This is a genomic window from Acinetobacter gyllenbergii, assembly GCF_001682515.1.
Taxonomy (GTDB): Bacteria; Pseudomonadota; Gammaproteobacteria; order Pseudomonadales; family Moraxellaceae; genus Acinetobacter; species Acinetobacter gyllenbergii.
Map to the genome: position 1 here is coordinate 112247 of NZ_KV575264.1, position 25862 is coordinate 138108.

Consider the following 25862-nt stretch of genomic DNA (forward strand, 5'->3'; position numbering starts at 1 on the left):
TTAGAAGCTATAGGTCACACCAAGATTGTAACGGCGACCATCTAAGACATAATTGTAGGTTGCTGTATCAATCTTTTTATCAAACAAATTATAGATCCCTGCTGCCACTGCGATATTTTGTGTTGGCTTATAATTAACCCCAACATCCACCATCGTATATGCAGGTTTACCTTTCGCCATTGCGGTACGGCTTAAGTAGTCTGAAGTTTTACTACGATAGTTAACACGGCCCCAGCTTGAGAACTGGTCATTTATTTCCCAGTCAGCAGTGGTATTAAACATATGCTTAGGCATTTCATTTAAAGGCTTGCCTTTATTCACGCCACTCTTTTGTTCGGTATCCGTAAAGGTATAGTTCGCACTCAAATTCACATTCGGGAGTACTTTCCAGCCAAAGGTTGCTTCCGCACCACGCATATTGGCTTTATCCACGTTTTCCTTCAAGCTCACAAAATCAAATTTTTCACCCAACCAATCACAGCCAGCTGAACCTGCACCTTTGTCACAATCACGGATCTCTGTGATTTTGTCTTTAAATTCACTATTGAAGAGTGTCAAACCAGCATTGAGATTATCTAAGTTATCCCAATTGAAAGAAACCTCATAGTTCACACTTTTCTCTGGTTTTAAGTCTGGGTTTCCTACAATCACACCATTGCTTTGACTACCACCCGTTGCCTGTCCCCATGTTGCCACAGTTTCTCGCAGTGTCGGTGTTTTATAGCCTGTAGAAACACCCCCTTTAATCACCCAATTATCATTGAGTCCCCAGACACCATAGACTTTAGGGCTCCAGTGATCACCAAAATTTTCATCTTTATCTAAACGCAATGATGTTGTTAAGGTGAAATCATCGACAATGTTCCAAGCATTTTCAGCAAATAAAGCCCAGCTATAGCGCTCAAGACTCGAAATTGGCTTTGCCCCACCCACGCTTAACTGGTTGCCTTTATCATCTAATTCTTCTTTTAAATATGATCCACCAAAGCTCAGGCTGTTCCGATCAAAATTAATTTTATTGAGGGTATTAAATGTCGTATTCGTTGCTTCCATATTACGGGATGGATTTTCATTCTCTTCACGTTGAATATAAGAGTGAGTTTCCACAGCACCAATCTTACCTTGATGCGTTAAGCTATATTCGGTACGGTAATAATCAGTCAGTGAATTTGCTGGCGGGTTTCGTCCCGTTTGTACTGGTGAAATACTTTTACCAACAGTCGCATTTCGGTTTTGAATTGAACGTTGATATTCTAGTTCAATTGTATGGTCATCGTTTGGTGTCAGGCTAAATGCTGCCCCACCCGCACGAATTTTCTGTTTCTTATATCCACCATAAATTTCATCTTCATCACGCTGAGAATACAAACCATTGGCTTTAAAAGACAAGAGATTGGCAATCAACGGACCTGCAATATATGCATTGGTTTGATATTGATTACCTGAATCTGAATTTTCTTGTAATGTGGTATCAAGCTTCAATGAGCCAGTCCATTCAGTTACATTTTTCTTGGTAATGATATTAATCACACCACCCATTGCATCTGAACCATATAAACCAGACATCGGCCCACGAATGACTTCAATACGCTCAATCGCCCCAATATTCGGTAACCAGCCCTGTTCAATCCCTGAATTATCACTATTTGGACGCACTGAGCGCGAGTTTACTTTCTTCCCATTTACCAAAATCACTGTATAAGCGCTGCTCATACCACGGATACTGATATCGCTTGAGCTGCCCCCACCTGTGACCACCACCCCTGGCACATCTTTAAGTGCATCCGTCACATCACGATATGCTTTTTTATTAATTTGTTCTTGTGTCAATACCGAAATCGAAGCCGCTGCTTTTTTTATATCTTGTTCAAATCCACTTGCAGTGACAACGATCTTGTCTAATTGCACCGCATCTTTATTGGTTTGAGTTTCTGCTGCATGTGCAACTGCCATCATACTACTCAACACAGAAATTGTGAGGAGTGATTGACGCACGATCGTATTAGACATATTTTCACCCGATTCAGAAAAATCTTAAGATTTGCTTAAAAATTCATGAGAATTCTAACAAAAATTAAATAAAACTCAATAAAAATGATAATTATTATTATTTATATATTCATTATTTTTAGAATACATCCATTTATGAAATAAAGAAAATTTATCTTGGTTTTGATTAAACAATAAAAAAAGTCCTTAAAAGGACTTTTTTTATTACGTTAACTTTCCAGCAATTATTTGAAATAAGCGCCTTCTGCTTGTGTATGATCGGTTTGATCCACCACACGTTGCAACTCAGGCACATGCTGTCTTAAGGTGGTTTCTACACCTTGCTTCAAGGTGACATCAATCGCAGAACAACCTTGGCAACCACCACCGAATTTCAATACAGCAGTAAGACCGTGTTCTGGATCATTATTGACTTCTACCAAACTACAGTTACCGCCATGCCCTTCAAGACCTGGATTAATTTCAGATTGCAATACATAAGTAATACGCTCTTCAATTGAAGCATCTGGGCCGACACGTGGTACTTTTGAGTTTGGTGCACGGAATGTTAATTGCCCACCAAAACGGTCTTTATTGTAGTCAATCACCGCATCAACCAAATACGGAATTGATGGCGCATCAACATAAGCAGGAAAATTAGGATAGTCCTGTTTATAGTCCGTTGGCACCACTTCTTCAGGTGCGCTATATGCCATACAACATTCAGCACGTGGAGTACCTGGATGCTCTACAAAAACACGAACGCCAATTCCTGGGGTATTCTGCTTTGCTAATAAATCACCTAAATACTCTTGTGCAGAGGGAGTAATTAAAAGGTTTGGAATTTCTTCTGCGACAGCAGTGTTGGTGTTCTCAGTCGACATAACAATAATCCTCAAGCTGATGTCGTTATATTAACCGAAGATGGAGGGTAATAAAAAAAAATCAACCATTTTTGTAGGAATTCTATGCAAGATCATTGTTTATTAAGTTTTTAATGGCATTATTGCTTAGACACTGATCAATTTAAAACCTATATGTTACATCTACCCTTTGGTCACACTGTGACTCTGATCATTATTACCGTTGCAATATCCTTATTGGCCTTCTCCAATCAGGCGGTGATGAACCGTTTAATTTTCTGGCCTCCGGCCATGCAACGTGGACAATATGATCGTTTTATCACGCATGGCTTTATCCATGCCGATGGTATGCACCTCCTGTTCAATATGATTACGCTGTTTTTCTTTGGCAATATCATTGAAAGCTTCTATCGTCAGTTTTTCTATGACATGGGCTTTGTTTTGTTCTATTTGGGCGGACTAATTGTTGCCATTTTACCGAGCTATTTAAAACATCGCCACGATGCACGATGGGCGAGCTTAGGGGCTTCTGGTGCAGTTTCAGCAGTCTTGTTTGCTTATATCCTGTTCCAACCTTGGAACTTGATCTTCGTGTTCTTTATCCCTGTTCCTGCGATTATTTTTGCGATTTTGTATGTGGCTTACAGCATTTGGTCGGGCAAACGTGGCAATAGTAATATTAATCACAGCGCGCATCTCTGGGGTGCCGCTTATGGTGTAGTGGTCACTATCATTTTAGAGCCACGGGTCATTCCACATTTCTTGAATCAACTCAGCAAAATCCCATTTTAAATCATCTTAGAAATAAGCTCCTGTATTGGGGCTTTTCTTTTTTTTAGATTAATAATCAAATTTTAATTATTTTTATCATAAAAATCATCTCTCTAAACTCGCCCTAATTCTTCTATAAAATTAAGTCGACTCTCATGTCTCGTAACAGCCTCCTGAGCACACTTTCAATTGCATTATTTAGTCTGTCAATTTCAGCTTGCAGTGATAATAATTCCGATAATTCCAACACTGTGGTTGAAACCAAAAAACAACCCAATATTTTATTCATCATGGCCGATGACTTAGGCTATTCAGACTTAGGGGCGTTTGGTGGTGAAATTCATACCCCCAATATTGATGAACTGACCCGAGCAGGTCGTATTTTAACGGATTATCATACCGCACCAACCTGCTCACCAACACGTTCACAATTGATTTCAGGTACTGACCATCATTTAGCAGGAATTGGGGCAATGGCGGAACTTACACCAGAGCATTTAAGAGGCCAACCTGGTTATGAGGGCTATTTAAATGAGCGTTCACTCTCTATTGCTGAAGTCCTCAAAGACAATGGCTATCGAACCTATATCAGTGGCAAATGGCACTTAGGCTTAACCAATGCAACCAACGCACAAGCCAAAGGTTTTGATCATTCATTTACGCTATTGCAAGGCTTAGACCTACATTTTAAACAAGCACCGAGTGCCTATAAGCGTAATGCAACGTATACCGAAGACGGCAAACAAGTTCCGATTTCATCCTTACCTGATGATTTCTTCTCTACCAACTACTTCACAGATAAACTGATCAGTTATTTAGAGTCAGGTAAGAACTCAGGCAAGCCATTCTTTGCCTATGCAGCGTATACAGCGCCCCATTGGCCCTTACAGGCACCTGCTGAATATCGTGATCGTTATCGTGGTGTTTATGATGCAGGCTATGATGTGATTCGCGATGCTCGGATTGCCCGTCAAAAACAACTCGGATTAATTCCAGCAAACTTTAAAGCAGCTGAACCAATCGCCACACCAAATGCACCGCAAAAATATGGCAAGTGGAATGAACTTTCAACTGAGCAAAAAGCGCTGGAAGCCCGCAGAATGGAAATCTATGCAGGCATGGTCGAAAATCTGGATGCCAATATTGGTCGTGTGATTCAATATCTAAAACGCAATAACTTATATGACAACACTTTAATTTTCTTTGTCTCAGATAATGGTGCTGAAGGCTTTATCCGTGGCAATTATGGAGCTGAATCAGGTTTTGATAACAGCGTCAATAATGTCGGTACGTCGAGTTCATATCATTATGTCGGCCCCCGTTGGGCGGAGGTCAGTGCTGCGCCCTTCCACCTCTGGAAAGACACTGCGGGTGAAGGTGCAACCACCGCACCTGCCATTGTGAAACTGCCATACCAAACCAAGGCTCAAGCCACGCATCATGGTTTTGCCTCAGTCTTAGATGTGTTCCCAACCGTACTCGACTATGCCAATATTGCCATCCCACAAGGTCAATACAAAGGTCGTCAAATCAATACGCCAAGTGGTTACTCTTGGAAATCTGTACTCGAAAATAAAACCCAAGCCATTCGTCCAGCCAACTTTAATTTTGCCGACGAATTACATGGCAGTAAATACGCGCGCCAAGGAGACTGGAAAATTGCACTACAAGGCAAATCAGAACTTGGGACTGGGTCTTGGGAACTGTATAACCTGAAAAATGATCGTGGTGAAACCCAGAATCTCGCTCAAGACAATCCTGCCAAGTTACAAGAGCTTGTCGATGTCTATAACCAATACACCCAGCAAAATGGGGTCAAGGAATATTTCCTTAAATGAAATGGATTAGTTTATTTATTTCACTGAGTAGCCTGTCCTTTGTGGCAGGCTGCAGTAAAGTTAAACCCGATACAAACCTCTCCCCTCTAGATAACACGATAGTGGCGCAATTGGGTTCATTACCACAATGCCAACAGTATTCGGGTTTACCTGAGGCATGGCAAAAGAGTCAAACTGCGGGGATGGTGTGGGTTCCTGAAGGTTCATTTCAATTGGGATCAAATTTGGCCTACCCTGATGAGCTGAATTTTGGAAAATCTCAACGTCAGGTCAAAGGTTTTTGGATCGATCAAACCGAAGTCACTGTGGCTCAGTTTTCCAGTTTCATCAAAGCGACAGGCTATATCACTGATGCTGAAAAACAAAAGCAGGCGGCAGTATTTTCGCCTGATGCGAATAACCCCAAACAATGGTGGCAACTGAAAGCAGATTACACATGGAAAACGCCAAATGGTGTAGCTGGTCAGCCCCCATCACCCTCTGAGCCAGTTCGCTATGTCACTAAAAATGATGCCGAGCACTATGCCGTTTGGTTGGGTCGAGATTTACCCACAGAACAAGAATGGGAATATGCAGCCAAAGCAGGTTCTAAAACAGATACGCCTTTACACCAAGCGCCACAGGATGCGCATCAACATCCACAGGCCAATTACTGGCAAGGGGAATTTCCTTTCAACAATACGGTTGAAGATCATTTTCAAAATGTCGCACCTGTCGGCTGTTATCCTGCCAATGCCTTTAAACTCTTCGATATGATTGGCAACGTCTGGGAATGGACCTCCTCTGTTTATCATGGCGCACATGATCAACATATGGGCAATTATACTGAACTCCGTCAGCAAGACACCGCCACAACGCAGTATGTCCTTAAAGGTGGCTCTTTTTTATGCGCTTCCAACTTTTGCGCCCGTTATCGGAATAGCAGCCGCTATCCACAAGAATTTGATTTGGCCGCAACGCATGTCGGATTTAGAACCGTTTTACGCACAACCAAATGATACAAATCTCTGTTAAAAAGCTGCATCGTTCTGCTAGCTGAAACCTACTGCTCGATTTACAGTAGAAGGGAAAGCAATAACAATAGGATGTAATGATGAAAATAATACTACTTTGCTTCAGCACTTTACTGACATTGGGTTTATCCGCCTGTGCTGTGCATACCCCTCATGGCAGTGTGATTGTTGATCCAGACAACCATCATGATGGACGTGGTGATTTTTGTCCCCCAGGACAGGCTAAAAAAGGACGCTGCTAAATTCTTCTCTGCTTAAACTCCTATTGAGTTTAGGCAGAGTTATACGCCTCACTGTTTATCTTATCCATGATTTAACACTAAACACCTTTCTGTCAGATAATTGCATAAAAAATCACATTTTTTTTCATTTAGTAATTTCATTTATTAAAAACCCATATAGACTATATGGAATATATTCTATTTATTTCGATGGGATTCTTAGATGAATTTGACCCAGCATCGCACTGTTATGGACATCTTGAATAAAGTTCAACATGCAGATGATTGGATCTTTTTTCTAGAGCAATTAAATCACTATTTGAATGTACAAGCTTCGCAACTGTTGGCTGTGGACCTTGAAGTCCAAGCCCTTTCATTTAGCGTGCATCACGGCGTCAATCTTGATACACATCAACTCGAACAAGCGGCACTTACCCAAATTCGTTTAGATATTGATGACGATCCACGTCTAAAAAAAATGCTCATCGCACCGATGAGTGGATGGATGCATTGTGCACAACATTTTCAAGAACAGGAAATAACCCAAACCCAGGTCTATCAACGCGTGTTACAACCGCTCGATCTACGTTTTTGTTCAGCCATTCAGATTATTTACGATCAAAAAGTCTGTGTGTTACTGGCCTTTCTCACTAATCCTGAACGCGGTGCTTTAAGTTGTTCTGAACTTCAGCCAATTCATGACATTTTGCCCATCGTACAACAAAAAATTCAGCAGTATCGTCATCATTTTGAATATTCAACCATGACCTTGCTGGGCTCGCAGTTGATTCAGAAAATGAATCAACCGATTGCAATTATTAATCTGAATGGGGATATATTAGAAATTAATAATGAAGCTGAGCAGTTACTGAAAAATAATGCACAGATCCAAATCCAACAACGCCGATTTATTTTTAATGAAGATAAGCAAATTCAGTTTGATCAAAACCTGATTGAATTGGAGCGTCATTATAAAAACAATCCAGAGCAGACGAATCATAAACGTTCCAAAATCATGCTGTTGGATCAACACTTATTCTTAACACTAGATTTACTCAGCCCAGAAAAAACCCATAAGATTTTTGGCCTTCGTCCAGTCTTACTTGCAACCTTCTCTGGATTAAAACAGAAGCCAAAATATCAAAAAGACATCTGTACCCAGCTGTTTATGTTTACGCCTGTTGAACATAAAATATGTGAGCAACTTCTAGAAGGAAAAACCACCAAAGAAATTGCGCTTTCACATGAAATTCAGGCCGATACCGTGAAGAAGCATCTGCAAGCGATTTTCAAAAAAACCAAAACCCATCGACAAACTGAATTGATTCAATTGTTGATGCAGATTTTATAAACATTGTAATTAGGCAATCTCAGCAGGAAATGCAATCACTTGGTCAATTTTGACCTGATTCATCGACACCATCAGCAAACGATCAATTCCCAAGGCAATACCCGAACATTCTGGCATATTCGGCAAAGCTGCCAACAGATACTGATCAGTTGGGATGACTGCTAAACCCTGCTTCGCACGCTCGGCATTATCCGCGTCAAAACGAGAAGCTAAAATACCTGCATCCAAAAGCTCATCGTAGGCATTGGCTAGCTCTAAACCCTCAATATATACCTCAAACCGTGCTGCAACGGATTCACCATCCTCATCTTGTTTTACTTTTGCCAGTGATGCCATTTCAGGTGGAAAATCAGTTAAAAATACTGGGGCATCAAAACCCAGACTTGGCTCAACAAAATGCGAGAACAATAAATCCATATAAGCTAGACGATCATCACCCAAATCAAGATTAAGCCCAACACGATTGGCTGTATCTTTGAGTTGTTTCAAGCTCGCTTGCAAAGGATTAATATCCAAACGATCCTGAAACGCATGCTTATAACTGAGAACAATAGGACGAATTTCGCCAAAACGATGTACCAAACAGGTTTCTAACAGCTCCGCAGTTTCATGCATCAAGCCTTTTAAATCCAGACCCGGTCGATACCATTCCAACATGGTAAATTCACTATTATGCTTACGACCATGCTCATCATCACGAAACACTTTACAGATTTGATAAATCGGACCACTGCCACTGGCCAATAAACGTTTCATTGGAAATTCAGGCGAGGTCTGTAAATACTGGGTATTTAATTTGCCATGAATATGACGCTGTACCTGTACTGAAGCCAAATGTACATCTGTAACGCCTGCCTGCGATAAAATCGGAGTCTCTACTTCCAAAACATTACGTTGTGCAAAGAACTGACGAATCTTGTGATACATCTCTGCACGTGCTTTTAAGGCCTCAATTGAACAGGTCGGTTGGTAGCTTTTCATTACTTGACTCATGCTTTTGGTCCACCATGTGCAGCCCATTCACGGCGTAAAGGATAATTTTTACGGAGTAAATCAAATGCTGTTTGTTCTACTTTGCCATCTTGGATACAGGCACGAAGTTGTTGATCATCGACAGCAATATCATAAATTTGAGTGAGATGCTGTTTAAGCACAGTTTTTAAATCTTGCTGTTCAAAATACTGCTCTACGCTTGGCAATTGGCTTTCAAATTGCTTCGATACCTCATGCTGAAAAGTATTGCAAAAGGCTTCATAAATCATCTGCGTACCTCTGGCCTTACCTTCCAGACTATAACCCGCAATATGCGGGGTCGCTAATGCCAACATATCCAATAACTGTTCTGAAATTTCAGGCTCGAACTCAAAAACATCGAGAACGACTTGACGCTGCGTCGCAACAATATCTGCCATTAATGCTGACTGTTGAATCACGGGTCCACGCGCACTATTGATTAAAATAGCTGAAGGTTTCATTGCAGCTAAAGCAGCTGCATCAAATAAATGCTGTGTGGGAAAATCACCTGATCTGGTCAGGGGCACATGAATCGAAATGGCATCAGCACGTTTTAATAGTTCATCAAAAGAAACATTTTCGATGTCTGCTAGCTGTACATAAGGATCATAACCAACTACATTCCAGCCAAGGAGTTGCGCCATCACAGCAAGACGACGACCGACATTGCCAAGCCCCACAATAGCTAAAGTAAAGGCTTTATTTTTTTCCAAGAGATTGATATCTAAATGTAGCAACGCAGTAATCACATATTCTGCAACAGCTTGTGCATTACAGCCTGCGGCATTACTCCAAGCAATATGTTGTTGTTCGAGTGCCTGAATATCTAGATGATCGGTGCCAATGGTAGCACTGCCTACAAATTTAATTTTCGTTTGATCAATTAAAGCATGATTCACTTTGGTGACAGAGCGCACCAACAATGCATCGGCATCCTGTACATCAACATGGGTCAGGGTACGCCCTGCCCGATGTTGTATTTCTGCAAATTCCGCGAAGAAATAATCGGTAAATGCCAAATTTTCATCAGCGATAATTTTCATGCAGAAATGTCCTTCAATAAGTCTGTACTTATTATCCTTAGCGTGATCCCAATTGACAATTCTTAAATACATCACAGTGCCGATTAAATGACAGAAAAAGTCTAACCTTCGTACACGCATACGACATATTGCCAATTTACTGCAACATCTTTGCTCTTATACTAGAGCTTTCTATCATTCCTCAATCGTAATGACGCAATACTCTCCCTATAAAGGCAAAAATGGCATTAAACGGATTTTAAATGCAACGGGCTATTCAGTTGCTGGGTTTAAAGCAGCTTTTCGCTATGAAGCCGCCTTCCGACAAGTCCTATTGCTGAACGTGATTCTCATCCCACTCAGTTTTTTCCTCCATGTCTCAGCTGTTGAACAGGCCCTAATGGTTGCTGTCTGCTTATTGGCGATTATTGTGGAACTGTTTAACTCAGCAATTGAAGCCGTGGTTGATCGCGTTTCTTTAGAAAAAAATCCGCTGTCTAAAAATGCCAAAGACATGGGCAGCGCCGCGCAATTTGTCTCTTTAGCAATTATTTTCTTTACATGGATGATTATTTTATTGAAATAATTTTGAGATCGAGAAGAAACAGGATGACTATTTCTTCTCTTCATTTATTTCATCGGCTTAGAATCCAACCCCGATACCAATGACAGGACCTTGTTGTACCGTATCCCATTTAACACTGCCATTTTTATAATCTTGGGATACATAACGGTAACCCACTCTAAAGTTTACAGGTGCTGTAAATACTTTTTGACGATAACCTAAATATGCCTGTGCGATTTGAGTCTGTTCCGTACCATAGGTATATTGAGCAGCAAGATTCCAAGGTGAATCATTATTGTAGCGAAGCCTTACTCCACCAAAATATTCATACCAATCCTCTCCAACAGAAACTTGCTTACCCAACGCCCCTAACACACCTTCTAAGTCGGTATAATTCACACCTAAACTCGGCTCAATAACCAGCCCCTGACCATCGGGAAATTGTTCATAGGCTCGGTAATAAATACCTAAATTACTAAGATTAACTTTAGTCGATAAAACCACAGGAAATGAATAAACTTGTTTTTTCTCTTCAGTTTTCACATATTGAATATCAGAGAAAATCCCCCACTTGCCTTTATTTATTTCTAAATGTCCCATGAGAGCCTGATCAAGGGCATCAGCTGTATCTTTGAAGGGCTGATCAAGTTGATAGTTCAAACCTTGATAGCCAATCACTCCATCAATATCGGCAGCAAATCCATAGATATTCAAAAAGACTTTGGTCTCCCCCGCAAAAGATTCTTTAATGCTTTCAGCATGGGCTTGGAATCCCGATAGACTGCATATCACAATGAAACAGCAAGATTTATACATGTATAGGCTCCCAGCAATTTATGTTCTATTAAATTTTTAAAGTTATAAATATGAATTAGCGTATTATCTTGGCTTTTACCATTCTACAAACGTAAAAAATCCCTGCATATGCAGGGATTTTTTTGATCTAGACTTAGATGTATTACATCATGCCGCCCATACCACCCATGCCGCCCATATCTGGAGCAGCAGGTTTATCTTCTGGGATATCAGTAATCATACATTCTGTGGTTAACATCAAACCAGCAACAGAAGCTGCGTGTTCAAGTGCAGAACGCGTTACTTTAGCAGGGTCAAGAATACCCATCTCTAACATATCGCCATATTCACCAGTTGCAGCGTTATAACCAAAGTTACCTTCACCACCTTTCACCGCGTTAATTACAACTGAAGGCTCATCACCTGCGTTTGCAACAATTTGACGAAGTGGCGCTTCAATCGCACGGCGTAAAATGTTGATACCCGCAGTTTGATCTTCGTTTGCACCTTTTAAGCCATCCAATACGTTTACAGCACGTACCAGAGCAACACCACCACCCGCAACAACACCTTCCTCAACTGCTGCGCGAGTTGCATGAAGTGCATCGTCTACACGGTCTTTCTTCTCTTTCATTTCAACTTCAGTTGCCGCACCAATTTTGATGACTGCAACACCGCCTGCTAATTTAGCAACGCGTTCTTGAAGTTTTTCTTTGTCATATTCAGAAGTAGATTCTTCGATTTGCGCACGGATCTGTTGAACACGTTCAGCGATTTGTGCAGCATTACCAGCACCATCAACAATCACAGTATTCTCTTTAGAAACAGTGATTTTGTGTGCAGTACCTAGATCTTGAAGAGAAGCTTGTTCTAAAGACATGCCGACTTCTTCAGAAATCACAGTCGCGCCAGTCAAGATCGCGATGTCTTGAAGCATTGCTTTACGACGATCACCAAAACCAGGTGCTTTAACCGCACATACTTTGATAATACCGCGCATGTTGTTCACAACAAGTGTCGCAAGCGCTTCGCCTTCAACATCTTCAGCGATGATAAGCAGTGGTTTACCTGTTTTAGCAACAGCTTCTAATACCGTAATCAATTCACGGATATTGCTGATTTTTTTATCAACAAGAAGGATGAATGGATTTTCAAGTTCCGCAGTTAAAGTATCTTGCTTGTTCGCAAAATATGGAGAGATATAACCACGGTCGAACTGCATACCTTCTACAACATCTAAAGCGTCTTCGAAGCCAGAACCTTCTTCTACAGTGATAACACCTTCTTTACCGACTTTTTCCATCGCTTGAGCGATCAGTTTACCTACAGTTGTATCAGAGTTCGCAGAGATTGAACCCACTTGTTCAATTGCTTTGAAATCATCCGCTGGTTTTGCATTGGTACGGATATTTTCAACAACTGTTTTTACAGCGATGTCGATACCACGTTTTAAATCCATTGGGTTCATACCAGCAGTCACTGATTTGATCCCTTCATTTAAGATGGCTTGAGCAAGTACAGTTGCCGTTGTTGTACCGTCACCCGCGATGTCATTAGTTTTAGAAGACACTTCACGAACAAGCTGAGCACCCATGTTTTCAAACTTGTCTTTCAATGAAATTTCTTTCGCAACTGTTACACCATCTTTAGTGATGTGTGGTGCACCGAAAGAACGATCGATGACAACGTTACGGCCTTTAGGACCTAAAGTAACTTTTACTGCATCTGCAAGTGTGTTTACGCCTGCAATCATTTTTGAGCGAGCTGAATCACCAAATTTTACGTCTTTAGCTGACATGTGAAACTCCGAATCTTTTTAAATTACTGTATCTGATAATTTGTGAGTTATGTGCCGATTAGCCTTCAAGTACCGCTAAGATGTCAGACTCTTTCATGATCAAGAGCTCTTCACCGCTTACTTTTACCGTTGTACCCGCATAAGTACCAAACAATACTTTGTCGCCAACTTTAACGTCTAAAGCACGAATACCGTTGTCAGTGATTTGACCATTACCTACTGCGATTACTTCACCTTGCGATGGTTTTTCAGCAGCAGAACCTGGAAGTAAAATACCACCAGCCGTTTTAGTTTCTTCTTCTACGCGACGAATCACAACACGATCATGTAATGGACGAATGTTGCTCATAGTTAACTCCATCAGACTTAGTCTTTTTGATTAATGTGTATCGCCAATGCATGGCAATACATAAAATTTTGATATGCCACTTTTGTGGGGTTGAAAAAAATAGCTTCAAGGGGCAAAAGAAAAAAAATTGTACTTATTAGATGTTTTTTTAAACACAACAACGAAAGCTGCTGAATTAAACAACAATTTGAGATGGGACAAAGATTTGTTCTTTCTCATCAAACCAATAATGCTCAATCTTTCCATCATCTGAAATCACATTAAAACTATTGGTTAATCCAAAGCGTAGTCGATTTGAAGTCGCTGTCCCCGCATGGATATCTAAAATTGGGTGATCAAATCCTAACTGAAAAATTTGATTTAAATCATGTACAGCAACTTTATGTAAATGCCCATGTAATAGACCGAATAAACCAGTTGCCCCCCAACGTTCTAAAGCAATTTTTCCAAGTACAGGGCAATCTTTATCACCATGCTCATTCGGAAAGGTATAAAAGGGCTGATGAAAAACCACCAGTTTTAGTTTATTCGCAGGTGCATGATTGAGCTTTTCATAGGTTTCATGAATTTGATCAAGCGAAATATGCCCACGCGTATGATATCTCCGCCGAATACTGTTCATTCCCACTATATAAAAATGTTCAGTTTCTAAAGTTGTTTCTAAGCGGCCAAAAAATGCCTGATAACGCACAAAGGGAGAGAAAAAACGATTCCAGACATGATACAGCGGAATATCATGATTACCAGGGACAACAATATAAGGAAGATTGAGAGAGTCTAGAAATTGCCGACATGCATAAAACTGCTTAAAACGCGCACGTTGTGTCAAATCTCCACTCACCACGATGGCTTCTGGGCGATGTTGCTGGCAAAATTGCTTTATCGCTTGAATGCAGCCTTCACGTTCAGTACCGAAATGCAGATCAGACAGATGTAACAGCATTCGGAACCATCACTTTTAAAGCTGATTTTTTAACTGAAAATTTTAATGGCGTGTCCATCTCCATAAGCTCTCCATCTATTGCCACCGTTAATTTTGGCTTTTTACAGTTCACCTGTATATGTTCGGCACAAAATGAATACACATCCGAAGCTTGATCAATTTTACCCTGAACCAATTTCCATAACATTTTCATTAAACTGAGACGGTCACTTTTAGCAACAACAACCCCTGCTAACTTGCCATGTGCAGCACACTCTGCAATCCTTAATTTCATATCACTCAGTTGTAGTTGGTTATTACCAAAAAAAGCCAAAGGTGTCGCAACGGGATATTGCTGCTCATCAATGGTTACCGCAAGTTTTAAAGATTTATATTCACGCAGCAATACATCTAAGCCGGATGTATATGCATTCAAAGGGAATCGCCCAAAACGTTGATTATAGCGTTCCCGCTTTTTTATAAATAAGGGATAGAGCCCTAAGCTCGCATTATTCAGATAGATCTGGTCATTGATTGCAGCAACATGGACTTCTTGTATCGCTCCAGTCGCAATTACTGCTGCAGCCTGAGCAACATCAATTGGAATATTCAATGCCCGAGCCACATAGTTAAATGTCCCCAATGGCATAATTCCCATTGGGATATCCGTATGCATTAACTTTTTTGCTACGGCATTCAGTGTACCGTCTCCTCCTGCCGCAACGACGACGCCACGTAAATCCGCTTGCTGATGTCGAACTAAAACCGTTGCCATCATTTCTTCAAAGTTGATCTGTGGGTTAAGCTCAAACACCTGTATCTCAAATCCATATTGCGTCCACAAAGTCATGAGGCGTTCATATTCTTCATCTTGCTGCGCAGCATGGAATCCTGATTTTTGGTTATAAATAATCGATAAAGGCTTTAAATTTTGGCTCATGAACATCAACCTCTAGGGCGAGAATAATCATATTTTTGTTTACAAAATCAACAAATAAAAGCTTGTTTATGTAAATTTTGAATGAGCTTCATTCATATAATCAATAACAATTCTCATAAAAATAAAAATAAAATCAAGCTATTGTTTTTATTGGTGATTTATAACAAAAATAACATATATAAATAAACAAAATAGTAAAATATAAAATATAAAAACTGATAAAAAACAACTATATAAAATTAAATATACATTTTTGCATTAACAGTACCACCTATTCTTTAGTCTTATATTTTTTATGATTTTATGCTTTAATACAGCCACTTTTTTTACTTCATCTGTCTTACTGCCATCCAGTAGATAGAATTTGTACGTTGTACACACTTTAAAAAGGCATCACCATGACCCAAGTGAACGCACCAGAATTCGTTCGTCACCCTAAGCTTATTGCATGGGTGGAAGAAATTGCAAAATTAACCAAACCAGCAAAAATCGAATGGTGTGACGGAAGCGAAGAGGAATATCAACGTCTAATGGACTTGATGATCGCTAACGGCACCATGCAAAAGCTCAACCAAGAAAAACATCCTGGTTCTTATCTTGCAAATTCTGACCCTTCTGACGTTGCTCGTGTTGAAGATCGCACTTATATCTGCTCTCAAAATCAAGAAGATGCTGGCGCAACCAATAACTGGGTTGCTCCTGCTGAGATGCGCGCAAAATTAAATGGATTATTTGACGGTGCAATGGAAGGCCGTACCATGTATGTGGTTCCCTTCTCGATGGGTCCTTTAGGAAGCCACATTGCTCACATCGGTATTGAGTTAACAGATTCTCCTTACGTTGCTGTCAGCATGACAAAAATGGCACGTATGGGCAAAGCAGTTTATGACGTGTTAGGTACAGATGGCGAGTTTATCCCATGCGTACATACCGTTGCTGCGCCACTTAAAGATGGCGAGAAAGATGTTGCTTGGCCATGTAACAATGAAAAATACATCGTTCATTACCCAGAAACACGTGAAATCTGGTCTTACGGTTCTGGCTACGGCGGTAATGCACTTCTAGGCAAAAAATGCTTAGCATTACGTATTGCTTCTGCAATGGGTCGTGAGCAAGGCTGGTTAGCTGAACACATGCTTATTTTAGGCGTGACCAATCCGCAAGGTGAAAAACACTACATCGCAGCAGCATTCCCTTCTGCTTGTGGTAAAACCAACTTTGCAATGTTAATTCCACCAGCAGGCTACGAAGGCTGGAAGATCGAAACTGTAGGTGACGATATTGCTTGGATTAAACCAGGTGAAGATGGTCGTTTATATGCAATCAATCCAGAAGCTGGTTTCTTCGGTGTTGCGCCTGGTACAAATACCAAGACTAACCCGAACTGTATCGCAACCATGCATAAAGATGTGATTTACACCAACGTTGCAGTGACTAAAGATGGCGAAGTATGGTGGGAAGGTCTGACTAAAGAAGTTCCAGCAGACCTGATCACTTGGAAAGGTCAACCATACGTTGAAGGCGAAAAAGCAGCGCATCCAAACTCACGCTTTACCGTTTCTGCGGGTCAATGCCCTTCAATTGACGCTGACTGGGAAAATCCAGCAGGCGTACCAATCTCTGCATTCATCTTCGGTGGTCGTCGTGCAGATACAGTGCCTTTAGTTTCTGAAGCATTTGACTGGGTTGATGGCGTTTATAAAGCTGCAACCATGGGCTCTGAAACCACTGCGGCGGCTGTTGGCCAACAAGGTATCGTTCGTCGTGACCCATTCGCAATGCTTCCATTTGCGGGTTATAACATGGCTGATTACTTCGGTCACTGGTTAGACATGGGTAAAAAAGTAGGCGAAAAAGCTGAAGCTGCTGGTAATAAATTACCAAAAATCTTCAACGTAAACTGGTTCCGTCGTGATGCTGAAGGCAACTTCGTATGGCCTGGTTTCGGTCAAAACATGCGTGTTCTTGAATGGATCATTGATCGTTGTGAAGGCCGTGCTGATGCGACTGAAACACCAATCGGTTTGGTTCCAACTTACGAACAGTTGAACTGGACTGGTATCGATTTCTCTAAAGAGCAATTCAATACCGTAACAGCGCAAGATAAAGATCAATGGATCAAAGAACTTGAAAGCCACACTGAGTTATTCACTAAACTTGGCGCTCGCTTACCTCAAGCACTTAAAGATCGTCAAAATGAATTATTAGCAGCTGTTAAATCTGCTTAAGCACCTTAATTTCCCTCTTTATTAAAGAGGGATTCAGGGAGATTAAAAGGTCGCTACGGCGGCCTTTTTTATCATCTTAAATTGCAAAACTATAATAAACTAACAGCCTCAAAAGTGATTTTCATCCAGCGAAGATGAATAAATGAAGACTTTAAGATGCCAGCAAAAGTCCATTAAAAAATATAAAGAGATCCGTATCTTATCCATTTAAGCAGGAAAAAGTTATGCAACAAGACCTTACAACCGCACAAGATTTTTTAAAATTACTCCCAGACTCAGGCACTGTTTTTACAGCCAAAGACGCTTTTCTGGCAAAGCATTTACTCCCCCTCATTTCGATTGACCTTGCTCAGGTCAATCCCGAATGGCAAGGCTGGATCCATTTAGTCAATCCAATTGAGCCTTATGAGTGCTACATCGGCTCAGAAACTGCTGAGTTCTATAATCAATTTGCGCATGAAAATTGGTTTATTTTACAGTTGGATGAGCAGTCTCAATATCATTGGCTGGCTGATCAACACTATTTTATTTTAGAAAATAAAAATCACCCTTTATACGCTGAAGTTTTGACTCATAGCCAAGAAATGCATGAAGATTTTCGACAGGTCAAACAACGCTTCTTAGAACAAAAAAGAGTGATTAGTACATCTGATGTCAATTATCAAAATAAAGAACCCACCATTTTACTCAATCAACTGGGTGGTGATGCTGAATACGGTAACTGGTGCTACCCAATTGAGGAACAGCTTAAACTGCAAAATATTGAACAAGATGACAATTGTTTTGTACAGATCGTTGATCAACACGAACGGCGTTACTATTTTATTGCCTCCGCATCGGGTTGGGAATATTGCAATCATGGTGCCGACAATATCTTGATGTTTTATCAACCCGAAACTCGACGCGTCCTATTTACCTTTGATTGGACATAACTTGCTCATAGGTCGCTTCTGCGGCCTTTTTCTTACTCTCTTTTCGAAAATTCCTATTAAGCCTCAAACTCGGAGTCAGTAATTCTATCGAGCTTCAGACGAAATAAATTGCAAAACCAACAAACATTAACAATAATTATAACAATAATATTTCTCATTTACATGGTTGTAGATATGAGCTTCTCCCCGCTATTCAAACGCACCCCTCTTTTTTTAGCCATCTCCACATTCGTCAGCATCAGTTCATACAGTCATGCACTTGAGGAAGGATCACAACAACTTCCAACCATCAAAGTTCAAGCATCACAAGACAGCGATGCCAGTGAAAAAACCAAAGCATATGCTATTAAAAATAGTGCAAGCGCCACCAAACTCGATATTGAAGCCAAAGAAATCCCACAAACAATTAATGTAGTAACACGCCAACAAATAGAAGATTTTGGCTTAACCAGTTCTAGAGATGTGCTCAACAATACCCCAGGCGTGACGGTTAATTCCCTTGAAACCGAACGCTCTGTTTATATGGCACGTGGTTTTGAAATTTCCAACATTTTGGTTGATGGGATTGGATTTCCTTCAGGCGAATGGAATTATAACGACACCAATCCAGACAGCTATTTTTATGATCGCATTGAAGTGATTAAAGGTGCGGATGCACTCACCAATGCTTTTGGTGATCCAAGCGCAACCATCAACTATATCCGTAAACGCCCCACCAAAGCATTCCAAGCCAATGCTGGGCTGAGCTATGGCTCATGGGATACGCAACGTTATGAGGCCGATGCCTCAGGTAGTCTGTCATCAAATGGTGCTGTACGTGGTCGTATATCTGGTTTCCAACAAACTGGTGATTCTCACTTAGACCGCTATTCTTCTGAGAAAAATGGCATTGCAGGAATTTTAGAAGCCGATCTAAGTGACTCCACCTTATTCACAGTAGGAGCTAGCCAAGAAAAAAATAAGCCCAATGCCAATAACTGGGGTGCTTTACCATTAATGGATTCAAATGGTAAACAAATCAGTTATGATCGCTCTTACAACCCTAATCCAGATTGGGCCTATTGGGACAACACATCTCGAAATGCTTTCTTTGAACTCAAACAGAAACTTTCCGAGTCCTGGTCAGCCAACCTAAACTATAACTATAATGAAAAAAATCGCGACAGCCGACTGCTCTACTATTATGGTTATCCGATGGCAAACGGCGCAGATGTCGATCTTACCGCCAAGGGCTTTCATGAAAAAAACAAACAACACAGTGTTGATCTTAATCTAAATGGAAAATTTGAATTATTTGGTCAACAACACGAAGCCATTATTGGCTATAGCTTTACCCAGAGCAAACAAAATGATGCTCAAATTGTAGGCGATATTCAAGACAGTAATATTGGCACATGTGTACGTGGTACAAGCCCAAATACTTACGAAGCCCAATGTACAACAGACTGGGCAAGTTGGACACCAAGTAATGTGTCTTGGGGCGCATTTACAAAAACAGCTGACTATACACAACGCAATCAATCAATTTATGCAGCGACACGCCTACACTTCAATGAGGATTTAAAATTAACCCTCGGTGCAAATTACGTCCAAGCCAAGAGCGAAGGCATAAGTTACGATGCACCTATGGTTTACGATGAAAATAAAGTTTCACCTTATGCAGGCATTACCTATAACTTCACTCCTGAATATACCGGTTATATGAGTTATACCTCGATTTTCCGCCCACAAACCGCCGTTGACAAAGCAACGGGCAAAGTTGCGGATCCAATTGAAGGTAAAAGCTATGAAGTCGGCTTTAAGAGTTCTTGGCTAGACAACAAGCTTACTGGGACACTGGCTGTATTTAGAACCGAGGAAAATAACTATCCGCTTCGCTCAACCGATAATCCTTCGATCAATCGTAAAGTTGAAATTAGTGACTTGCGCTCACAAGGTGTAGAAGTTGGTTTAGCCGGACAATTAACAGATCAAGTCAATGTTTCTCTCGGCTATACCCAGTTTAGCCTGCAAGATCTGAAGAATGGCGGAGCTGCACGAACTTACAACCCAACACAAAGCTTTAATCTATTAACGACCTACTCCCCTGCTCAGCTACCAAAATTAAAAGTCGGTGCAGGTGTGAAATGGCAAAGTAAAATCACCCGTTTTGACCCAAGCTATAGTACTTATCTTAAACAAAGTGATTATGCACTGCTCAATTTGATGGCAAGCTATGACATTAGTCCAAATCTTTCTATTCAAGCCAATGCCAATAATGTTACGAATAAAACATATTTAAACAGCTTTACTGATGGACAAGCCTTCTATGGCGCACCCGCCAATTACACTGTAGCATTCCGCTTCAAGTACTAATTAAGCTCAATAAAAAAGCCCCTTATTCAAAGGGGCTTTTTTATTGAAAACTTTTAAGCCGCAACCGTGGTATTTGGCTTATTTGCTAAATAGGCATCTAAGCTTTCAATTTCAGTTGGTGCAAAGTTGAGACCCAATTTAGAACGTCTCCACAAAATATCTTGACTGGTCGTTACCCACTCAAAGCGGCATAAATAGTCCACTTCTTTGGCATACAAACCTTGACCAAAATGCTGACCTAACTGCTCAACCGACGTTGCCTCACCTAAAATATTCCAAATACGTGAACCATAAGCAGATGCCCAACGTTTTGCTAACGCTTCAGACGTATCCGTCACTTGTGCACGGATTTCATTTGCCAACTGCTCAGCAGATGCCATATTTTCGCCACCAGGCAAAGCTTCTGTTGCGGTCCAACTGCCCTTCATCTCAGGGAAGAAAGCTTTGAGTTGCTGCATGGCAGACTCAGCCAACTTACGATACGTGGTTAACTTACCGCCAAACACAGACAGTAATGGGGCTTGATCTTCCGATTCTTGCGATAAAGCCAAAGTATAATCACGGGTAATTGCAGATGGATTGTCCGACTCATCATCACATAATGGGCGTACACCAGCAAAAGTCGAAATAATATCAGCTTGTGTCAATTGGCTCTTAAAGTGTGCATTACTTACTTCAATTAAGTAATCAATTTCTTCTTGGGTAATTTTGACTTGCGCAGGATCACCTTGATACTCACGATCCGTGGTACCAATCATGGTGTATTGGTCTAAATACGGAATTGCGAACACAATACGACGGTCATCATTCTGCATGATAAAGGCTTTATCACCTTCATACAGCTTCGGCACAATGATATGACTACCTTGAATCAAACGAATGCCATACGGTGATTTAAGCTGTAAATCTTGCTTAATGAATTGTGCCACCCAAGGGCCAGCCGCATTCACTAAAGCCTTGGCTTTGATCTGGAATTGACCTTTTTCATTTTCCAAATCAACAATCCAGTATTGACCTTCACGCTGTGCTGATAGGCAACGAGTACGTGTCACAATATCAGCGCCTTTTTCGCGGGCATGCATAGCATTTAGCACAACTAAGCGAGAGTCATCTACCGCACAATCTGAATATTCAAAACCACGAGTAATTGCAGTATTTAATGGACTGTCTTCTTTAAAATAAACGTTGTTCGAACCCAATAGTTTTTCACGCTTGCCCAAGTGATCGTAAAAGAACAATCCAGTACGAATCAACCATGCTGGACGCAAATGTGGACGATGCGGCATGATAAAACGCATTGGACGGATAATGTGGGGTGCTTTTGCCAACAATACTTCGCGTTCAGCCAAGGCTTCACGCACCAAGCGAAACTCTTTATGTTCAAGGTAGCGTAAACCACCATGAATCAATTTACTGCTTGCAGAAGATGTATGGCTGGCCAAGTCATCTTTTTCACATAGGAATACAGATAAGCCACGACCCGAAGCATCTGCTGCGATACCAACACCATTGATACCACCACCGATCACAGCAAGGTCGTATATTTTGTCATTTGACTGAGGAGAAGTTTGCATAAGTCACCGCAAATTTTCATTATTGTTCAATAACGAACATTTAAACATGTAAAATGAAAACAAACAATAAAAAAACGTCAAAAAAATGCCAATTTCTAGGCATTTTTAGATAAATGGTCAAAACTGAAAATAGCAGCATTAAAACAAAGAGAATCTTTCAATATAAAGGCGGCTGATGCTTAGCGCTTAGTTCTTATTTGAAAAGACTTGAGCCAAATAGTTCTGACTCAAGAAAAGTAACAATTTTTCGAAAATGAAGATTTATTGGGCAACAATCAAGCCAACATCTAAATCGCGAATGGTTTTCATAAATTCATCATTTGGTTGTTGGTCGGTAAAAATACAATCGACTTGCTTGAGTGAGCCCAAACGAATCATGGCATTACGACCAAACTTACTGCTATCCGCAGCAAGAAATACTTGTCGGGCACTGGAAACAATTTCCTGAGAGACACACACTTCTTGGAAATCAAAATCCAGCAGGGTGCCATCTTCTTCAATGCCGCTAATGCCGACTAAAGCATAATCCGCTTTAAACTGCTTAAAGAAGTCTGCCGTCGCCTGACCAATCACCCCACCATCCGGACGGACACGCCCACTGGCAATCAATACCTCAAAATCTTCTTTGGTACTGAGGATTTTAGCGACATTGAGGTTATTGGTAATAATCCGCAAACCCGTATGATTCAGCAATGCGTGAGCAATGGCTTCCGTAGTAGTACCAATATTGATAAATAAAGAGGCATAATCAGGAACAGCTGCAGCCACTGCGGCTGCAATCGTTCTTTTTTGTTCCAACATATGGCCAACACGCATCGTATATTCAGTGTTTTCCACACTTGAATCATGCGCTGCACCACCATGATAACGGCGAAGTAAGCCTTCATCGGCCAGTTGATTAATATCACGACGGATGGTTTGCGGCGTGACATCAAAATGCTGAGCAAGCTCTTCAATACTAATATAGCCACGCTCTCTCACTAATTCGAGGGTTTTCTGTTGGCGTAGTATCAAGCTCATGCTCATCCATCCTATGTTGTTTTAGTCATCTTTAATTGGGGTTATTTTAACTTAATCTTCCGCCCAATCACGAGTACGTCCGACTGCTTTTAACCAACCTTTATAGAGTTTTTCAGTCACATCCTGACTGCACTCTGGGGTAAAGGTATTTTCGATGGTCATTCTACTCTTCAATTCATTTAAATCCGACCAGAAACCGACCGCCAGACCCGCCAAAAATGCTGCACCCATACCCGTTGTTTCTTTCATCGCAGGACGTTCAACTGAAGTGCCCATGATATCGGCTTGGAACTGCATCAAGAAGTTATTCGCAGTTACACCACCATCGACACGTAAAGTACGCAATTTCTCACCCGAATCTTGCTGCATGGCATCCAGCACATCACGAGTTTGATAAGCAATCGACTCCAATGTGGCACGAATAATATGTTCGATGCTGACGCCACGGGTGATCCCCAAAATCGCACCGCGCGCTGTTGGATCCCAATACGGTGCACCTAAGCCCGTAAAGGCTGGAACGACGTAAACCCCATTACTGTCTTTTACTTTAGTTGCATAATATTCAGAGTCGTGCGAATCATTAATCGCTTTCAGCTCATCACGCAACCATTGCACACAAGAACCGCCATTGAACACCGCACCTTCCAATGCATAGTTCACTTCACCACGTGGACCGCAGGCGATTGTGGTCAGTAAACCATGATCAGATTGAACAATGCGTTTACCCGTATTCATAAGCAGGAAGCAACCTGTACCATAGGTATTTTTTGCTTGCCCCACTTCTACACACATTTGTCCAAAGAGTGCAGCCTGCTGATCACCAGCAATACCAGCAATTGGAATCCCAATTTCTTGTCCGCTAATGGTATGGGTATAACCATAAATTTCTGAAGAACTACGTACTTCTGGCAACATCGCTTTAGGAATATTCAGGGCTTCAAGTAACTTGTCATCCCACTGCAAAGTCTCAATGTTGAATAACATGGTGCGAGATGCATTGGTATAGTCAGTGACATGCACTTGGCCATTGGTCAATTTCCATAGTAACCAGGTGTCAATCGTACCAAACAGCAACTCACCACGTTCTGCACGTTCACGACTGCCTTCAACACGATCCAGAATCCACTTAATTTTTGTTGCAGAAAAATACGGATCAAGAACTAAACCAGTGACTTTATGAACATAAGCCTGCCAACCATCTTGACGCAGTTGATTACAAATTTCATTGCTTTGACGACTTTGCCATACAATTGCATTGTAAATAGGTTTGCCGGTCTGCTTATCCCAGATGACAGTGGTTTCACGCTGGTTAGTGATTCCAATTGCTGCAATCTGCTCACTAGAAATACCTGCTTGCGCTAAAGCTTCAACCCATACGGCGCTTTGTGTCGCCCAGATTTCCATTGGATCATGCTCAACCCAACCTGGTTGTGGGTAAATTTGCGTAAATTCACGCTGAGCAATACTGATGACATTCGCATCGTGATCCAATACGATCGCACGTGAACTGGTTGTACCTTGGTCAAATGCAACCACGTATTTCTTTTGACTATCTGTAGAGATCATGACATACCTATCCAGACTTGCTTATGTATAGTGCAATAAATTAAATGCCCGTTAAAAAACGGGCTCAAATACTACAAAAAAGCAATGACTTCTGTATTAAATAAAAAACTTGGCAGATTATATGCAAAATTGTTCGAAAACGAAAATTCTTTCTTGATATTTGAAGCTAAAAAACGATGAATAGCCTGTGTTTTAAAGATTCCTCACAATAAAAAACTTATTTTATGCGATACTAAAACCAGAAATAACAGGATCATTGATATGAAAAAAACCAATTTATTGTTAATTATGAGCGGTGCTCTTGTTCTTGCAGCCTGTCAAAGCAGTCCACATCAATACAACGGCACAACGGGTTATCAAATCGAAAATAAAACGGCCACTTCCGCGACTGTTGCCTATACTCTCGCGGCACGGAGCAATAGCGATTTAGATGAAAAGAAATTACAACATGCCTGCAAGCAAATTTTAGGTGCAGACAAGACCTATAAACTTGCAGTATTGAGTGTCAATGAGATCGTTAACCCAACCCAACAAGAGCAATACGGCGTAAAAATCGGTAATAGCCGCGCAACATTTGGCTTATCGAACTCACCTGATTTAAATAATAGTGAAGGCTATGCAACCCGTCAGGCACTTGAGGCACGTCCAAGCACTCTCAAAGTGGTTCGCTATACCTGTTCTTAATTGTATAGCTTGCTCAATGAGAAAGGATGTATTCCAGTATTAAGAATACATC

At 41.0% G+C, this 25862-nt stretch carries 22 protein-coding genes; 10 read left to right on the forward strand and 12 right to left on the reverse strand.

The window, feature by feature from the left end:
* On the reverse strand, positions 1–2010 hold the full coding sequence (locus NG55_RS12255; protein WP_016660213.1) for a ligand-gated channel protein: 2010 nt from the start codon (positions 2008–2010) through the stop codon (positions 1–3).
* Positions 2011–2234: 224 nt separating this feature from the next.
* Positions 2235–2873 carry a Fe-S biogenesis protein NfuA gene (gene nfuA / locus NG55_RS12260; protein ID WP_004652044.1) on the reverse strand — a complete coding sequence of 213 codons (639 nt, stop codon included), beginning with the start codon at positions 2871–2873 and terminating at the stop codon, positions 2235–2237.
* A gap of 153 nt (positions 2874–3026) precedes the next feature.
* Here nfuA and NG55_RS12265 point away from each other — a divergent pair, with 153 nt between their 5' ends.
* The 5 genes from NG55_RS12265 to NG55_RS12280 all read left to right on the forward strand — a co-directional run bounded on the left by NG55_RS12265 (position 3027) and on the right by NG55_RS12280 (position 8046).
* Positions 3027–3644: a rhomboid family intramembrane serine protease gene (locus tag NG55_RS12265; RefSeq protein WP_016541241.1), complete on the forward strand. Its 618-nt coding sequence runs from the start codon at positions 3027–3029 to the stop codon at positions 3642–3644.
* A 134-nt stretch (positions 3645–3778) separates the two neighbouring features.
* Positions 3779–5461 (forward strand): arylsulfatase, encoded by a 1683-nt coding sequence (locus NG55_RS12270; protein ID WP_065343410.1) that lies wholly within the window; start codon positions 3779–3781, stop codon positions 5459–5461.
* Entirely contained in the window at positions 5458–6459 is a 1002-nt protein-coding gene (locus NG55_RS12275; protein ID WP_065343411.1) for an SUMF1/EgtB/PvdO family nonheme iron enzyme, read from the forward strand. The genes NG55_RS12270 and NG55_RS12275 overlap by 4 nt, the downstream gene beginning before the upstream one ends.
* Before the next feature lie 95 nt (positions 6460–6554).
* Complete coding sequence (locus NG55_RS21015) at positions 6555–6716, forward strand: hypothetical protein (protein WP_171257970.1); 162 nt, start codon at positions 6555–6557, stop codon at positions 6714–6716.
* Between the two features lie 202 nt (positions 6717–6918).
* Positions 6919–8046 (forward strand): helix-turn-helix transcriptional regulator, encoded by a 1128-nt coding sequence (locus NG55_RS12280; RefSeq protein ID WP_065343412.1) that lies wholly within the window; start codon positions 6919–6921, stop codon positions 8044–8046.
* Positions 8047–8055: 9 nt separating this feature from the next.
* Here NG55_RS12280 and epmA read toward each other — a convergent pair whose 3' ends face one another.
* Positions 8056–9039, reverse strand: a complete 984-nt coding sequence (gene epmA, locus NG55_RS12285; protein WP_065343413.1) for an EF-P lysine aminoacylase EpmA — start codon at positions 9037–9039, stop codon at positions 8056–8058.
* A complete protein-coding gene (locus NG55_RS12290; protein ID WP_065343414.1) occupies positions 9036–10103 on the reverse strand; it encodes a 4-phosphoerythronate dehydrogenase in 1068 nt (355 codons plus the stop codon). The genes epmA and NG55_RS12290 overlap by 4 nt, the downstream gene beginning before the upstream one ends.
* Before the next feature lie 190 nt (positions 10104–10293).
* Here NG55_RS12290 and NG55_RS12295 point away from each other — a divergent pair, with 190 nt between their 5' ends.
* Positions 10294–10668, forward strand: a complete 375-nt coding sequence (locus NG55_RS12295; protein ID WP_016541234.1) for a diacylglycerol kinase — start codon at positions 10294–10296, stop codon at positions 10666–10668.
* A gap of 57 nt (positions 10669–10725) precedes the next feature.
* On the opposite strand, the gene NG55_RS12300 is transcribed toward NG55_RS12295, so the two are convergent.
* The 5 genes from NG55_RS12300 to NG55_RS12320 all read right to left on the reverse strand — a co-directional run bounded on the left by NG55_RS12300 (position 10726) and on the right by NG55_RS12320 (position 15451).
* Positions 10726–11463 carry a porin family protein gene (locus NG55_RS12300; protein ID WP_065343415.1) on the reverse strand — a complete coding sequence of 246 codons (738 nt, stop codon included), beginning with the start codon at positions 11461–11463 and terminating at the stop codon, positions 10726–10728.
* 142 nt (positions 11464–11605) lie between these two features.
* Positions 11606–13240 (reverse strand): chaperonin GroEL, encoded by a 1635-nt coding sequence (gene groL, locus NG55_RS12305; protein WP_016541222.1) that lies wholly within the window; start codon positions 13238–13240, stop codon positions 11606–11608.
* A gap of 58 nt (positions 13241–13298) precedes the next feature.
* Complete coding sequence (locus NG55_RS12310; protein ID WP_004801462.1) at positions 13299–13589, reverse strand: co-chaperone GroES; 291 nt, start codon at positions 13587–13589, stop codon at positions 13299–13301.
* Positions 13590–13764: 175 nt separating this feature from the next.
* Positions 13765–14532, reverse strand: a complete 768-nt coding sequence (locus tag NG55_RS12315) for a metallophosphoesterase family protein (protein WP_023271433.1) — start codon at positions 14530–14532, stop codon at positions 13765–13767.
* A complete protein-coding gene (locus NG55_RS12320) occupies positions 14513–15451 on the reverse strand; it encodes a diacylglycerol/lipid kinase family protein (RefSeq protein ID WP_016541220.1) in 939 nt (312 codons plus the stop codon). Before NG55_RS12320 ends, NG55_RS12315 begins: the two co-directional genes overlap by 20 nt.
* Before the next feature lie 398 nt (positions 15452–15849).
* Between NG55_RS12320 and NG55_RS12325 the strand changes: the two genes are divergently transcribed.
* From NG55_RS12325 to NG55_RS12335, 3 genes are all read left to right on the forward strand, one after another.
* Positions 15850–17679, forward strand: coding sequence for a phosphoenolpyruvate carboxykinase (GTP) (locus NG55_RS12325; protein WP_016541219.1), 1830 nt, complete (start codon positions 15850–15852; stop codon positions 17677–17679).
* 224 nt (positions 17680–17903) lie between these two features.
* Positions 17904–18611, forward strand: coding sequence for a hypothetical protein (locus tag NG55_RS12330; RefSeq protein WP_065343416.1), 708 nt, complete (start codon positions 17904–17906; stop codon positions 18609–18611).
* A gap of 162 nt (positions 18612–18773) precedes the next feature.
* On the forward strand, positions 18774–20966 hold the full coding sequence (locus tag NG55_RS12335; RefSeq protein ID WP_065343417.1) for a TonB-dependent siderophore receptor: 2193 nt from the start codon (positions 18774–18776) through the stop codon (positions 20964–20966).
* 53 nt (positions 20967–21019) lie between these two features.
* Here NG55_RS12335 and glpD read toward each other — a convergent pair whose 3' ends face one another.
* The 3 genes from glpD to glpK all read right to left on the reverse strand — a co-directional run bounded on the left by glpD (position 21020) and on the right by glpK (position 25126).
* Positions 21020–22540 carry a glycerol-3-phosphate dehydrogenase gene (gene glpD / locus NG55_RS12340; protein WP_065343418.1) on the reverse strand — a complete coding sequence of 507 codons (1521 nt, stop codon included), beginning with the start codon at positions 22538–22540 and terminating at the stop codon, positions 21020–21022.
* 261 nt (positions 22541–22801) lie between these two features.
* A complete protein-coding gene (locus NG55_RS12345; protein ID WP_004652022.1) occupies positions 22802–23560 on the reverse strand; it encodes a DeoR family transcriptional regulator in 759 nt (252 codons plus the stop codon).
* 51 nt (positions 23561–23611) lie between these two features.
* Positions 23612–25126, reverse strand: coding sequence for a glycerol kinase GlpK (gene glpK / locus NG55_RS12350; RefSeq protein ID WP_065343419.1), 1515 nt, complete (start codon positions 25124–25126; stop codon positions 23612–23614).
* Between the two features lie 261 nt (positions 25127–25387).
* Here glpK and NG55_RS12355 point away from each other — a divergent pair, with 261 nt between their 5' ends.
* Positions 25388–25810, forward strand: a complete 423-nt coding sequence (locus NG55_RS12355; RefSeq protein WP_016541214.1) for a hypothetical protein — start codon at positions 25388–25390, stop codon at positions 25808–25810.
* Positions 25811–25862 lie beyond the last annotated feature (52 nt).